Here is a 13,926-nt window from a genome sequence, read left to right on the forward strand (position 1 = left end):
GCCTTCGCCGGCAAGCCGGCTCCTACAAGGGATCTCGTTCATCCTTTAAATCTGCGACAATCGCCACCTTGCGCCACTAGACGACCCAATTGCGAACCCGATGACCGACGAATCGCCCTCCATCGACAAACTGCTGAAAAACCTCGATCACGCCATGCTCGCCGACCGCCACCGGCTGCGGCGGCAGTTGCTTGAGCTGCGCAAGAAACCCGACGAGGCCAAACTGGCCCAGTGGGTGGCGCGCATGCAGGCGTCTTGCGAGCAGGTGCTGGCGCGCAAGGCCAGCCTGCCGGTGATCCGCTACGACGACAGTTTGCCGATTGCCGCCAAGCGCGACGAAATCAAGAAAGCCCTGGAAAAGCACCAGGTGCTGATCATTGCCGGTGAAACCGGCTCGGGTAAAACCACCCAGCTGCCGAAGATCTGCCTGGAGATTGGTCGAGGCCAGCATGGCCTGATCGGCCATACCCAACCGCGGCGCATCGCTGCGCGCAGCGTCGCCAGCCGCGTCGCCGAAGAACTCGGCACGCCGTTGGGCGCACTGGTCGGCTATCAGGTGCGCTTCGAGGACCAGAGTGATTCCAACACCCTGATCAAGCTGATGACCGACGGCATCCTGCTGGCGGAAACCCAGAACGACCGCTACCTGGAACGCTACGACACGATCATCGTCGACGAAGCCCACGAACGCAGCCTCAACATCGACTTCCTGCTCGGCTACCTGAAAATCCTGCTGCCGCGCCGTCCCGACCTGAAGGTCATCATCACCTCGGCGACCATCGACCTTGAGCGTTTCTCCAAACACTTCGATGACGCACCGATTGTCGAGGTGTCCGGCCGCACCTTCCCGGTGGACACCTGGTATCGCCCGCTGACGCTGGAGCAAGACGAAGAGGGCAACCGCGTCGAGGACGACCTGACGGTGGACCAGGCGATCCTCGCCACCCTCGACGAAATCGCGGCTTACGAGCGCAGCGAACGCCGCAGTCCCGGTGACGTGTTGGTGTTCCTGCCCGGCGAGCGCGAGATTCGCGACGCCGCCGACATGCTGCGCAAGGCCCAGCTCAAGCACACCGAAATCCTGCCGTTGTACGCACGGCTGTCGCCGGCCGAGCAGCAGCGGATTTTCCAGTCGCACCCTGGGCGTCGCGTGGTCCTGGCGACCAACGTCGCGGAAACCTCGCTGACCGTGCCGGGCATTCGCTACGTGATCGACAGCGGCACCGCACGCATCAGTCGCTACAGCTACCGCGCCAAGGTCCAGCGCCTGCCGATCGAAGCCGTTTCCCAAGCCAGCGCCAACCAGCGAAAAGGTCGATGCGGACGGGTCGAGCCAGGTATCTGCATCCGCCTCTACAGCGAAGAAGACTTCCTTGGTCGCCCGGAATTCACCGACCCGGAAATCCTGCGGACCAACCTTGCGGCAGTGATTTTGCAGATGCTGCACCTGCGTCTTGGCGAGGTTACTGCGTTTCCGTTTATCGAGCCGCCGGATGGCAAGGCCATCAGCGACGGCTACAACCTGCTGCAAGAACTCTCGGCGGTGGACCGCAACAGCCAGCTGACGCCACTCGGTCGGCAACTGGCGCGCTTGCCGGTGGACCCGCGCATGGGGCGCATGCTGTTGGAAGCGGCCAAGCTTGGCAGTTTGCAGGAAGTGCTGATCGTCGCCAGCGCCATGTCGATCCAGGACCCGCGCGAGCGCCCGCCGGAACGTCAGCAAGCGGCGGATCAGGCCCACGCCCAATGGAAAGACGCCGACTCGGACTTCGCCGGGCTGGTCAATCTGTGGCGCGGTTTCGAAGAGCAGCGCCAGGCACTGACCGCCAACCCGCTGCGCAATTGGTGCCGCAAGAACTTCCTCAACTACCTTCGCCTGCGCGAGTGGCGCGACTCCCATCGCCAGTTGAGCCTGATCTGCCGCGACATGCAGTTGAGCCTCAATAAAGAGCCGGCGGATTATCCGAAACTGCACAAAGCGGTGTTGGTGGGACTGCTGAGCCAGATCGGCCAGAAAACCGAAGAGGGCGATTACCTCGGTGCGCGTCAGCGGCGCTTCTGGATTCACCCGTCGTCGGGCATCGGCAAAAAACGCCCGCAGTGGTTGATGACCGCCGAGCTGGTGGAAACCACCAAGCTTTATGCGCGCATGGTCGCCAAGATCGATGCCGACTGGATCGAGCCACTGGCCGGCCACCTGATCAAGAAGAACCACTTCGAACCGCATTGGGAGAAGAAGCGCGGCCAGGTCGTGGCGTTCGAGCAGATCACCCTGTTCGGGCTGATCGTGGTCGGCCGTCGCCCGGTGCATTACGGTCCGGTCGATCCGGTGGTGTCCCGCGAGTTGTTCATCCGTGAAGGGTTGGTACGCGGCGAGATTCAGTCGAAAGCCAAGTGCCTGACCGCCAACAAACAGTTGCTGGAACAGCTCGACGAACTGGAAGCCAAGGCTCGCCGTCGCGACATCCTCGCCGACGAAGAAACCCTGTACGCCTTCTACGACGCACGCTTGCCGGCGGAGATTCACCAGACCGCGACCTTCGACAGTTGGTACCGGATCAACAGCCAGAAAGATCCGCAGTTGCTGATCATGCGCGAGGAAGACGTGCTCGCCCGCGAAGCCAGCGAAGTCACCGCCCAGCATTACCCGGACACGCTGCACATCGGCGATCTGGAATTGGCCCTCACCTACCACTTCGAACCCAATCACCCACGGGACGGCGTGACCCTGCGCGTGCCGGCGCCGCTGCTGCCGATGCTGCCACCGGAACGCCTGGAATGGCTGGTGCCGGGTGTCATTGAAGCCAAGTGCATCGCACTGGTGCGCAACCTGCCCAAGGCCTTGCGCAAGAACTTCGTGCCGGTGCCGGACTTCGTCAAGGCTGCGTTGCAGCGCATGACCTTTGCCGAAGGTTCGTTGCCCCAGGCGTTGGGTCGCGAGTTGCTGCGCATGACTGGTGCGCGGGTCAGCGATGAAGCCTGGGCCGAGGCGGCACAACAGGTTGAAAGCCATTTGCGGATGAACCTGGAAATCGTCGACGCCCAGGGCAAGTTCCTCGGTGAAGGTCGCGATCTGGCCGAACTGACCGCACGTTTCGCCGAGGCCAGCCAGGCTGCTTTGGCCGTGCCGCAAACCGCCAAGCGCCAGCTGCCGGTGGAGCCAAAAGTGTTCGCCGCGGTGGCTGAGAAAACCCAGCAGAAGATTGCCGGGTTGTCGATGACGGTCTATCCGGCGCTCGTGGAAGAGGGCGGGACGGTCAAGGAAGGACGTTTTTCAACGCCGGCCGAAGCCGAGTTCCAGCATCGCCGCGCCTTGCAACGCTTGCTGATGCAGCAACTGGCCGAACCTGCCAAGTTCCTGCGTGGCAAGTTGCCGGGCCTGACCGAGCTGGGCCTGCTGTATCGCGACATGGGCCGCGTCGATGCGCTGGTGGAAGACATTCTGCTGGCCAGCCTCGACAGTTGCATTCTTGAGGGCGAAGACCCGTTGCCCCGTGACGGTGCTGGCCTGGCCTCGCTGGCCGAGCGCAAGCGTGGCGCCTGGACCGAGCACGCCGAGCGCGTGGCGAAGCTGACCCTGGAGATCCTCAAGCTCTGGCACGGTTTGCAAAAACGCTTCAAGGGCAAGATCGACCTGGCGCAAGCCGTGGCCCTCAACGACATCAAGCAACAGCTCAGCCACCTGGTCTATCCCGGGTTTGTCCGGGAAACGCCGATGCAGTGGCTCAAGGAGTTGCCGCGTTACCTCAAGGCCATCGAACAGCGCTTCGAGAAAATTGGCGCGCAAGTGCAGCGCGACCGGGTCTGGAGCGGTGAGTTGAGCGGCCTGTGGACGCAATACCAGGCCCGCGCCAACAAACATGCCCAGGAAGGCAAGCGCGATCCGCAGTTGGAGCTGTATCGCTGGTGGCTGGAGGAATACCGGGTGTCGCTGTTTGCGCAACAACTGGGAACCAAGGTGCCGATCTCCGACAAGCGGCTGAACAAGCAGTGGTCGCAAGTCGAACCGTAACGCCTTTGTAGGCGCTGGCTTGCCAGCGAAGGCGGCCTGGAGCCATGTGTCGTCAGTGATGACCCCTTCGCCGGCAAGCCGGCTCCTACAAGGGTGGCGGCGTCTCTGATAACTGTAGGCGCTGGCTTGCCAGCGAATGCGGCCTTGAGCCGTGCGTTGTCAGTGGCAGCCCCTTCGCCGGCAAGCCGGACTCCTACAGAGATTGTGTGTGTTTTGATGGGCGGGTTCGCCAGCAAAAAGGGGCCAAACCCCACGGTTTATGGCAAACTTCGCGCCTATAAACACCAGCCCCGCGGTTTTAAGCCTTCACCATCGCGGGCCGCTCGGAATAAAGCGATGCCAGGTTTTGCGTCCCCAGGATGGGAATAGACCCTTTGCGTGTTGGTACGACGGTGCCAATGCTTTCTGCCTGAACAGATTAGAGACACGACCATGCATAACGTCGTCATCAGCGGCACCGGCCTGTACACCCCGGCCAACAGCATCTCCAACGAAGAGCTGGTGCAGTCTTTCAATGCCTACGTCGGGCAATTCAACGCCGACAACGCCGAGGCCATCGCGCGCGGTGAAGTGCAGGCGTTGACCGAGTCCAGTGCAGCGTTCATTGAAAAAGCCTCGGGCATCAAGAGCCGCTTTGTCATGGACAAGGAAGGCATTCTCGACCCGCAACGCATGGCGCCACGCCTGCCGGAGCGCTCCAACGACGAATGGTCGGTACTTTGCCAGATGGCCATCGGCGCCGCCGAACAAGCCTTGCAGCGCGCTGGCAGGACCGCCGCGGACATCGACGGCGTGATCGTCGCCTGCTCCAACTTGCAACGCGCCTACCCGGCCATCGCCATCGAAGTCCAGGAAGCGCTTGGCATCCAGGGTTTCGGTTTTGACATGAACGTGGCCTGTTCCTCGGCGACCTTCGGCATCCAGACCGCCGCCAACAGCGTGCAACTGGGCCAGGCCCGGGCGATCCTGATGGTCAACCCGGAAGTCTGCACCGGTCACCTGAACTTCCGTGACCGCGACAGCCACTTCATCTTCGGCGATGCCGCCACCGCGGTGATCATTGAACGTGCTGACCTGGCGACGTCCAAGTACCAGTTCGACATCGTCAGCACCAAGCTGCTGACCAAGTTCTCCAACAACATCCGCAACAACTTCGGCTTCCTCAACCGCGCGGCGGAAGAGGGCATCGGCGCCAAGGACAAATTGTTCGTGCAGGAAGGCCGCAAGGTGTTCAAGGAAGTCTGCCCGCTGGTGGCCGAGCTGATCGCCGAGCATCTGCAAGAGAACCAGCTCAACGTCAGCGACGTGAAGCGCTTCTGGCTGCACCAGGCCAACCTCAGCATGAACCACCTGATCGTCAAGAAACTGCTGGGGCGCGACGCCACCGAGCAAGAAGCGCCGGTGATTCTCGACACCTACGCCAACACCAGTTCCGCCGGTTCCGTGATTGCCTTCCACAAGAACCAGGACGACCTGGCCGCCGGCTCGCTGGCTGTACTCAGCTCGTTCGGCGCCGGTTATTCGATTGGTAGTGTGCTGTTGCGCAAGCGCTGATTTCGAATTAGCTGCCGCAGCAAAAGAAAAAATCGCAGCCCAACGCTGCGATTTTTTTTGCGCAGAGTTTTTCAGTTGAGGGTTTTGTGATGACGGCTTCTGTGGCGAGGGGGCTTGCCCCTGTTCGACTACGCAGTAGTTGCAGGTCAGATTGATGCGGTATGTCTGATAAATCGAGGTGGTTGGTTTGGGGACCGCTTCGCAGTCCAACGGGGGCAAGCCCCCTCGCCACCATTGATTGAGTGCAGGCGGGATGTGAAAACAGACTCGCGTTGATGCATCGGAGGATGATGGGGACCGACACACCAACGCCAGGCTGTAAAAGGGGCTCAGGCATCCTTGCCTGAGTCGTGCAGCGGGGTGATCAGAACTTGGCTTCGGCATCCAGTTGCAGGGTGTTGATGTCCGAATCTTTCTTGTTGATGTTGGCGTTGGTCTGGTCCGAAGTCGCCATGAAGTAAGTCGCGCCCAGGGCAAAGTTCTTGTCCAGGTCGTAGCTCACTTTCAACTTGCTGCCGCGCGAACCGGTGTAACCGTTGGCGAAGTCAGAGTCGGTGAAGGCACCCACCACCGCGTTACGCTGGACGTCGCGGTAGTTGTAGTCCAGGTTGAAGCCGTAGATCTTGGACTTCACACCGGCCAGCCAGCCTGTGTCCTGATCGTTGCTGGCGTCGGTGTTGTTGACGTACTGGCCGTAGATCGACAGCGGAACCGGCAGGTTGGTGAAATCCAGCTGACCAAAGCCTTCATACAGTTTGAAGGTTTCGCCCGGGCTGTTGCCATTGACGGCCAGTGCGCATGGCGCAGTCACGGTGCCGGTGGTTGGGCAGGCACTGCTGCTGTCGTTGTCGTAGGAGTAGATACTGCCGCCCAACGTCATTTTCATGCTGTCGGTGATGGCGAAGCGACCACCCAACTGACCGGCGTACAGGCGCAGGTCGTGCTTGAACTGCACGCCTTCGCCGTCGACGTTGTCCTTGAGGGTGTAGTGACCGGCGCTACCGAACAGCTCGGCGCTGCCGCTCAGCGGGTACTTGTAGGTGACGGCCAGACCTTCAGGGTTGATGTCGCTATCCCAGATGATGTCGCCCATGCTCACCCATTGTTGCGGCATCTTGCCGCCCACCAGGTGCAGGTTCTTGATCGCGTCCGGGTGGTAGTCGATGTAACCCTGGTCGAGCCAGATCGACTTCTTGTCGAAGTAGTTGTTCAGGTCCTGGTTGGTCGAACGAGCGTCGTCGTTGCTGCCGGTAGCGATACGGATACCGGTGTCGACCTGCGAGTTGATTTCGCTGTAGGCACCCAGGCGGGCACGAATGCGCTGGCGGTCCTGGTCCTTGCTGTTCGGCACGCCATCGTTGTGTACGGTTTCTTCACGGAAGCGCACGTCACCCTTGAATTGGGTCTTGGCGGCCCAGGCCAGTTTCTGGTCGAACGCGCTCAGTGTGTCGGTTTTCTTCGCGGTGGCCGCGATTTGCTCGTTGGTCTCTTGCTGAGCCTGACGGGCGATCTGCTGGTCTTTCTGATCCCTGGCCAGCTCGGCTTGCAGTTCGCTGTACTGCGCGTTGGTAATCGAGCCGTTAGCCTTGAGCATGTCGAGCAGTTTGGCGTCGACTGCGGCACTGGCCGGAACACTCATGGCCAGCAGCAAACCGCCACACAGGGCCGCCGCAGTTTTCGTGGAAGCAAGACGCATATCAATCTCCGAAGATGAGAGGGGATGACAGAGCCATCCGGGACACAACCGACCATTAGGGGCGGAAAACAGTGGCCGGGTATAACCCGGCGCTCTAAAAACAGGCGCCAGTATCGCGATGGTTTATTACAGTGCGGTGGCAATGTGATGTCATGTCGATGACGATACAAAGGCGCCCTGAACTATTGAGTTAGAGCACTGTCGTCGTTTTACCCGTGTGCAACGCAGAGCGATGGGTGATACTCGCGGGGCTTTCACGCCATGAAGAGTGAGGACGGTGATGCCGTTGCAACGCCTGCAAAAACTGTCAGAAATCGCCCCGCGCACCTGGGACGCACTGGTGCCGCAGAACCAGCCTTTTCTGCGCCATGCTTTTTTGAGCGCACTGGAAGACAGCGCCAGCGTCGGCCCCCATACCGGCTGGCAGCCCGAGCATTTATTGCACGTTGAAGGTGAGCGCCTGATCGCGGCGCTGCCCAGTTATCGCAAGTGGCATTCCTATGGTGAGTACGTGTTTGATCACGCGTGGGCCGATGCCTGCGAACGTGCCGGCATCGATTACTACCCCAAACTATTGACCGCCGTGCCGTTCAGCCCGGTCAGTGGCCCGCGGTTGCTGGCGGCTACGGTCGAAGACGGATTCGAGTTGCTCAACAGCCTGCCGGGTTACCTTGAGATCGAACAGCTCACCAGCGCCCACATTAATTTCACCGACCCGTTCACCGACGCCGCACTCAGCGAACAGCCGGGCTGGTTGCAGCGCGTTGGCTGTCAATACCACTGGCAGAATCGCGGTTACCGGGATTTTCAGGATTTCCTCGACGTGCTGAGTTCGCGCAAACGCAAGCAGATGCGCAAGGAACGCGAGCAAGTGGCAGGGCAGGGCTTTGAGTTCGAATGGCTCGAAGGGCGAGAGCTGAGCCAGGCACAGTGGGATTTTGTCTATGCCTGCTACGCCAATACCTACGCCGTGCGTCGGCAAACACCGTACCTGACGCGGGAATTTTTCAGCCTGTTGGCCGAACGCATGCCGGAGTCAATTCGTGTGGTGCTGGCCAGACAGGGCTCACGGCCGGTGGCGATGGCGTTCAGCCTGGTAGGGGGCGACAGCTTTTATGGCCGTTACTGGGGATGCCTGGCGGAGTTCGACCGCTTGCATTTCGAGACGTGTTTCTATCAGGGCATGGACTACGCCATCGCCAATGGCTTCCAGCGTTTCGATGCCGGCGCCCAGGGCGAGCACAAACTGATTCGCGGGTTTGAACCGGTCATCACCCATTCCTGGCATTACTTGCGTCATCCCGGTTTGAAGGCGGCGGTGAAGGATTTTCTGGAGCAGGAGCGGTTGGGGGTGCTGGCTTATGCAGAGGATGCGAAGTCAGCCTTGCCTTATCGACAAGGCTGATCTTCAGCGTTTCAGCTTTCTTCCTTGCCCAGCCAGCGATACAGCACGCCGCCGACCACGGCACCGAGCAGGGGCGCGACCCAGAACATCCACAGTTGCTGGATCGCCCAGCCGCCGACGATCAGCGCCGGGCCGGTGCTGCGCGCCGGGTTCACCGAGGTGTTGGTGACCGGGATCGAGATCAAGTGGATCAGCGTCAGCCCCAGGCCGATGGCAATGGGTGCCAGCCCCGCCGGTGCGCGTTTGTCGGTGGCGCCGAGAATGATCAGGATGAACATCGCAGTCATCACCAGTTCACAGACAAACCCCGCCGCCATTGAATAGCCGCCCGGCGAGTGTTCGCCATAGCCGTTGGAAGCCAGGCCGCCCGCCAGTTCGAAACCGGGTTTGCCGCTGGCAATGAAGTACAGCAACGCGGCGGCAATCACGCCGCCGATGACCTGGGCGATGACGTAGGCCGGCAATTCATTGGCCGGAAAGCGCCCGCCTACCACCAGGCCGAGGGACACTGCCGGGTTGAGATGACAGCCGGAAATATGGCCGATGGCGAACGCCATGGTCAGCACGGTCAGGCCAAAGGCGAAGGACACGCCGAGCAGACCGATCCCCACATCCGGAAAAGCCGCCGCCAGCACCGCACTGCCGCAACCACCCAACACCAGCCAGAACGTACCCACCAACTCTGTAGCCGAACGTTTTAACAGAGACATGAAGAAAGCCCTTTCGAGATTATGCTGCCTAGAGCATCCAGCCGATGGACTGCAGAACCACCTCCAGAAGGTTGAAGTGAGTACAGCACGGTTTTTTCAGAATTCCAGCAGGCAAAAAAACCGCCAGGACCCATGGTTGGCAGGTTCTGGCGGTTTTTTTGGTTGCTTTGGCATCACTTGACTTCTGTAGGAGCGAGCCTGCTCGCGATCGCGGTGGGTCAGTCAACATCATTGTCGACGGATACTCCGCCATCGCGAGCAGGCTCGCTCCTACAGGTTTTGTGGGCACCGCGGTACTCAATCGATGCCGACAAACCCCCCTGTCTGATGCTGCCACAACCGCGCATACAAACCGCCATGGGCCAGCAGTTCGGCGTGGGTGCCGGTTTCGGCGATCTTGCCGTTTTCCAGCACCACCAGCCGGTCCATGCGGGCGATGGTCGATAGCCGGTGGGCGATGGCGATCACGGTCTTGCCCTGCATCAGGGTTTCCAGGCTTTCCTGGATCGCCGCTTCGACTTCCGAGTCCAGTGCCGAGGTCGCTTCGTCCATGATCAGGATCGGCGCGTCCTTGAGCAGCACCCGGGCGATGGCGATGCGCTGGCGCTGGCCGCCGGAGAGTTTCACCCCGCGCTCACCGACGTGGGCATCGAAACCGCTGCGGCCTTCGGCGTCGGACAGCGAAGGGATGAACCCGTCGGCCCGGGCCTTGTGCACCGCTTCCCAGAGTTCGGCGTCGGTGGCGTCAGGCTTGCCGTACAGCAAGTTGTCGCGGATCGAGCGGTGCAGCAGGGAGGTGTCCTGGGTGATCATGCCGATGCGTTCGCGCAGGCTTTCCTGGCTGACGTCGGCGATGTTCTGGCCGTCGATCAGGATGCGTCCGCCTTCCACGTCGTACAGGCGCAACAGAAGGTTCACCAGGGTCGATTTGCCGGCACCGGACGGGCCGATCAGGCCGATTTTTTCACCGGCCTTGATGGTCAGGTTGAGGTCGCCGATGATCCCGCTCTGCTTGCCGTAGTGGAAATCCACCTGTTCGAAGCGCACTTCGCCACGAGCCACGGCCAACGGTTTGGCCTGGTCACGGTCGGTGACGCTGACCGGTTGTGAGATGGTCTGCAAGCCGTCCTGCACCATGCCGATGTTTTCGAAGATGCCAGTCACCACCCACATGATCCAGCCGGACATGTTGACGATACGGATCACCAGGCCGGTGGCCAGGGCAATCGCCCCGACGCTGATCAACGATTGTGTCCAAAGCCACAGGGCCAGGCCCGTGGTGAAGACGATCAGCAGGCCGTTCATGGTGGTGATGACCACGTCCATGCTGGTGACCACGCGGCCGGCCAACTGGGCTTTCTCGGTCTGTTCCTTGATCGCTTCGCGGGCGTATTGCTGCTCGAAGTTGGTGTGGGCGAACAGCTTCAGAGTGGTGATGTTGGTGTAGCCGTCGACAATCCGCCCCATGAGTTTGGAGCGCGCATCGGAGGCCACCACCGAGCGATCCTTGACCCGCGGTACGAAGAAGTAGAGGGCGCCGATGAAGGCGAAGATCCACGTCAGCAGCGGGATCATCAGGCGCCAGTCGGCTTCGGCGAACAGTACCAGCGAGCTGATGGCGTAGATCAGCACGTGCCACAACGCATCCACCGCCTGCACGGCGGAATCGCGCAGGGAGTTGCCGGTTTGCATGATGCGCTGGGCGATGCGTCCGGCAAAATCGTTCTGGAAGAAGTTCAGGCTCTGCTTGAGCACGTAGCTATGGTTCTGCCAGCGGATCATGCTGGTCATGCTCGGGCTCAGGGTCTGGTGCACCAGTAGGTCATGCAGGCCGACGAATATGGGGCGTAGCACCAGCGCCACCACCACCATCCAGGTCAGCTCCAGGGCATGCTCCTGGAACAGGTTGACGTTCGGCGTGCCTTGGGCCAGATCGATGATGCGGCTCAGGTAGCTGAACAACGCCACTTCGATCAAGGCACCGATCAGGCCGACGATCAGCAGGGCGGCGAAGCTCGGCCAGACCTGCTTGAGGTAATAGGTATAAAACGGCAATACGCGGTCCGGCGGCGAGGCCGTCGGTGCATCGCGAAAGACATCGATCAGTTTTTCAAAACGGCGATAAAGCATCGGTTTTTCACCCGCGAACGGGCTCTCCTTTTAACGGTTTGAGCCCTTGCCGGTACACACCGGCAACAGCCCGGACATCCTTGTCCAGCTTAGTCTCAGTCGATGCGCTTGGCCGACTTGATGAAGACTGGATCGGCCGGCACGTCTTTCATGCCGCTGCGAACGGTGGTCGGCGAATTGACGATGATGTCGACCACGTCCATGCCCTTGACCACTTTGCCGAACACCGCGTAGCCGTCACCGCTGTCCAGGAAATCGTTGTCCTTGACGTTGATGAAGAACTGGCTGGTGGCCGAGTCAGGATCAGAGGTACGGGCCATGGACAAGGTGCCACGTACGTTGACCAGGCCATTCTTGTGCTCGTTCTTGATCGGTTCTTTGGTTTCTTTTTGTTGCATCTGTTGGGTGAAACCGCCGCCCTGGACCATGAAGCCCGGGATCACGCGGTGGAAAATCGTGTTGTTGTAGAAACCGCTGTCCACATACTGAAGAAAGTTCTTGGTACTGATCGGGGCCTTGACCGGGTCCAGTTCGATTTCGATCTGGCCGTTGGTGGTGTCCAGTAAGACGTGCGGCGCTTTTTCCGGCGTCGCAGCCATCAGGTTGGCGGCAAACAGAACGGAGCCAGCGGCGAGGGCGATTTTTTTCAGCATGGGTCAATGATCCTGAGTGGTGGTGTCGACTGCGATGAGAAAATCCAGCAGTGTCTGGTTGAAACGGTCCGGCTGGTCCAGCGGCGTGGCATGGCGTGAATCGGCGATCACCACCAGCCGCGCATGGGGCAGCAGTTTTACGTAGTTTTCCTTCAGCGCCACCGGTGTGTAGTCCTGGTCGGCGCTGACGATCAGGGTTGGACAGGCGACCTTCGAAAGTCGTTCCTGAACGCCCCAGCCGACAATGGCATTGAAGCTGGCGAGATAAGCATGTTTGTCGTTTTTTGCCCAGCGCTCAGCCATCTTTTGTCGCAAATCAGCCTGCTCGGGTTTCGGGAACAGCTTGCCACCCAACGCCTTGCCGATGGTGCGCAGGCTGAGGGCGTGCATCAGGCTCCAGCGCTTGAACCACTGCCAATAATCCTCGCGGCTGCGCAGTTTGACCTCGGGCGCGCTGTTGACGATGCACAGGCTCTTAAGCAGTCGCGGCTGGTCAACGCCCAGTTGAAAGCCGATCATGCCGCCCATGGACAAGCCGACATAATGTGTCGGACCCAGGTTGAGGTGCTCGATCAGCGCGACCAGGTCGGCACTGAAACCAGCGATGGTGTAGCGCTCCCGGGGTTTGTCGGAACGGCCGTGGCCGCGGACATCCGGGACGATCACTCGGTAGCGGGTGGCCAGTGCCGGGATCTGCTTTTCCCAGTCCAGCGTGCTGGAGCCCAGGCCGTGGACCAGCAGCAGCGGCGTGCCGTGGCCGTATTCCTCATAGTGCAGGTTGCAACCTTCGTGTTCGAAATAGGCCATGCATACACTCCGTGTCAGGCTTGTTCGGGGGCGGCAAATGGTGCGTCCAGCGGTGCGGTGTCAAACGTGCGCAGCAGCTCGATGAGAATCTGCGTGGCCGGGCCGAGCGGTTTGTCCTTGTTTGAGTACAGGTAAAAACTCGGGTTGCGGCTGCCGCCCTGATCCAACGGTAGCAGCTTGAGCGTGCCTTCCTTGAGTTCCCGTTCGATCAGGTGCCGGGGCAGCCATGCAAACCCCAGGCCGCTGCTGACGAAGGTCGCGGCGGTGGCCAGGCTGCCGACGGTCCAGCGCTGTTCGGCGCCGAGCCAGCCGACGTCCCGCGGTTGCTGGCGGCCCGAATCACGGATCACCACTTGCATCTGGCTTTCCAGGTCCTGGAAGCTCAGTTCGCGGTTCAGGCGGTGCAGCGAATGCTCGGGATGGGCAACCGCGACGAACTCGACGTCGCTCAGCTCTGCGCCCAGATAACCGGGAATGCTCAACCCGGTGATGGCCAGGTCGGCGACGCCTTCGAGCAGGACTTCCTCCACGCCCGACAACACTTCCTCGCGCAGACGCACCCGGCAGCCACGGCTTTGCGGCATGAACGCGGTCAGGGCACGGACGAGGCGGGCGCTGGGGTAAGCCGCATCGACCACCAGGCGCACTTCGGCTTCCCAGCCCTGTTCCATGTGATGGGCCAGGTCTTCGAGCTGGCTGGCCTGCTTCACCAGCTGCCGGGAGCGGCGCAGCAACACACCGCCGGCTTCGGTCAGCACGGCTTTGCGTCCGTCGATGCGCAGCAACGGCACGCCGAGCTGGTCTTGCATGCGGGCCACGGTGTAGCTGACCGACGATTGCGAGCGATGCAGCGCCTCGGCGGCCTGGGCGAAGCCGCCGTGATCGACCACGGCCTGAAGCGTTCGCCATTGATCAAGGGTCACGCGGGGCGCTTTCATGTTGAGCTCCTCTTGTCCTAA

At 61.0% G+C, this 13,926-nt stretch carries 9 protein-coding genes; 3 read left to right on the top strand and 6 right to left on the bottom strand.

The window, feature by feature from the left end; translation table 11 throughout:
• Positions 1–100 precede the first annotated feature (100 nt).
• Together hrpA and J1D76_RS15940 are read left to right on the top strand one after the other, a co-directional pair.
• Positions 101–4,012 carry an ATP-dependent RNA helicase HrpA gene (hrpA, locus tag J1D76_RS15935; RefSeq protein WP_421139201.1) on the top strand — a complete coding sequence of 1,304 codons (3,912 nt, stop codon included), beginning with the start codon at positions 101–103 and terminating at the stop codon, positions 4,010–4,012.
• 432 nt (positions 4,013–4,444) lie between these two features.
• Positions 4,445–5,566 (top strand): beta-ketoacyl-ACP synthase III, encoded by a 1,122-nt coding sequence (locus J1D76_RS15940; protein ID WP_421139202.1) that lies wholly within the window; start codon positions 4,445–4,447, stop codon positions 5,564–5,566.
• 364 nt (positions 5,567–5,930) lie between these two features.
• Here J1D76_RS15940 and J1D76_RS15945 read toward each other — a convergent pair whose 3' ends face one another.
• Complete coding sequence (locus J1D76_RS15945) at positions 5,931–7,262, bottom strand: putative porin (protein ID WP_421139203.1); 1,332 nt, start codon at positions 7,260–7,262, stop codon at positions 5,931–5,933.
• Positions 7,263–7,542: 280 nt separating this feature from the next.
• Here J1D76_RS15945 and J1D76_RS15950 point away from each other — a divergent pair, with 280 nt between their 5' ends.
• Positions 7,543–8,667, top strand: a complete 1,125-nt coding sequence (locus tag J1D76_RS15950; RefSeq protein WP_421139204.1) for a GNAT family N-acetyltransferase — start codon at positions 7,543–7,545, stop codon at positions 8,665–8,667.
• 11 nt (positions 8,668–8,678) lie between these two features.
• Here the strand turns inward: J1D76_RS15950 and aqpZ are convergent, their stop codons facing one another.
• The 5 genes from aqpZ to J1D76_RS15975 form a co-directional block, all read right to left on the bottom strand.
• On the bottom strand, positions 8,679–9,377 hold the full coding sequence (gene aqpZ, locus J1D76_RS15955) for an aquaporin Z (protein ID WP_421139205.1): 699 nt from the start codon (positions 9,375–9,377) through the stop codon (positions 8,679–8,681).
• 297 nt (positions 9,378–9,674) lie between these two features.
• Positions 9,675–11,507 carry an ABC transporter ATP-binding protein gene (locus J1D76_RS15960; RefSeq protein WP_421139206.1) on the bottom strand — a complete coding sequence of 611 codons (1,833 nt, stop codon included), beginning with the start codon at positions 11,505–11,507 and terminating at the stop codon, positions 9,675–9,677.
• A 95-nt stretch (positions 11,508–11,602) separates the two neighbouring features.
• Positions 11,603–12,160, bottom strand: a complete 558-nt coding sequence (locus J1D76_RS15965; RefSeq protein ID WP_110660041.1) for a peptidylprolyl isomerase — start codon at positions 12,158–12,160, stop codon at positions 11,603–11,605.
• A 3-nt stretch (positions 12,161–12,163) separates the two neighbouring features.
• Positions 12,164–12,967 carry an alpha/beta fold hydrolase gene (locus tag J1D76_RS15970; protein ID WP_421139207.1) on the bottom strand — a complete coding sequence of 268 codons (804 nt, stop codon included), beginning with the start codon at positions 12,965–12,967 and terminating at the stop codon, positions 12,164–12,166.
• Positions 12,968–12,981: 14 nt separating this feature from the next.
• The gene (locus J1D76_RS15975) at positions 12,982–13,905 is read right to left on the bottom strand and encodes a LysR family transcriptional regulator (protein ID WP_421139208.1); all 924 of its coding nucleotides are present in this window, start codon (positions 13,903–13,905) and stop codon (positions 12,982–12,984) included.
• Positions 13,906–13,926: the final 21 nt, after the last annotated feature.

Source organism: Pseudomonas sp. NFX15 (genome assembly GCF_049132105.1).
Taxonomy (GTDB): Bacteria; Pseudomonadota; Gammaproteobacteria; order Pseudomonadales; family Pseudomonadaceae; genus Aquipseudomonas.

Excerpts from the sequence above, each read along its gene's own strand:
- J1D76_RS15970 (WP_421139207.1), bottom strand. The coding sequence starts at position 12,967 with ATGGCCTATTTCGAACACGAAGGTTGCAACCTGCACTATGAGGAATAC.
- J1D76_RS15940 (WP_421139202.1), top strand. The coding sequence starts at position 4,445 with ATGCATAACGTCGTCATCAGCGGCACCGGCCTGTACACCCCGGCCAAC.
- aqpZ (WP_421139205.1), bottom strand. The coding sequence starts at position 9,377 with ATGTCTCTGTTAAAACGTTCGGCTACAGAGTTGGTGGGTACGTTCTGG.
- J1D76_RS15960 (WP_421139206.1), bottom strand. The coding sequence starts at position 11,507 with ATGCTTTATCGCCGTTTTGAAAAACTGATCGATGTCTTTCGCGATGCA.
- hrpA (WP_421139201.1), top strand. The coding sequence starts at position 101 with ATGACCGACGAATCGCCCTCCATCGACAAACTGCTGAAAAACCTCGAT.
- J1D76_RS15945 (WP_421139203.1), bottom strand. The coding sequence starts at position 7,262 with ATGCGTCTTGCTTCCACGAAAACTGCGGCGGCCCTGTGTGGCGGTTTG.
- J1D76_RS15975 (WP_421139208.1), bottom strand. The coding sequence starts at position 13,905 with ATGAAAGCGCCCCGCGTGACCCTTGATCAATGGCGAACGCTTCAGGCC.
- J1D76_RS15965 (WP_110660041.1), bottom strand. The coding sequence starts at position 12,160 with ATGCTGAAAAAAATCGCCCTCGCCGCTGGCTCCGTTCTGTTTGCCGCC.
- J1D76_RS15950 (WP_421139204.1), top strand. The coding sequence starts at position 7,543 with ATGCCGTTGCAACGCCTGCAAAAACTGTCAGAAATCGCCCCGCGCACC.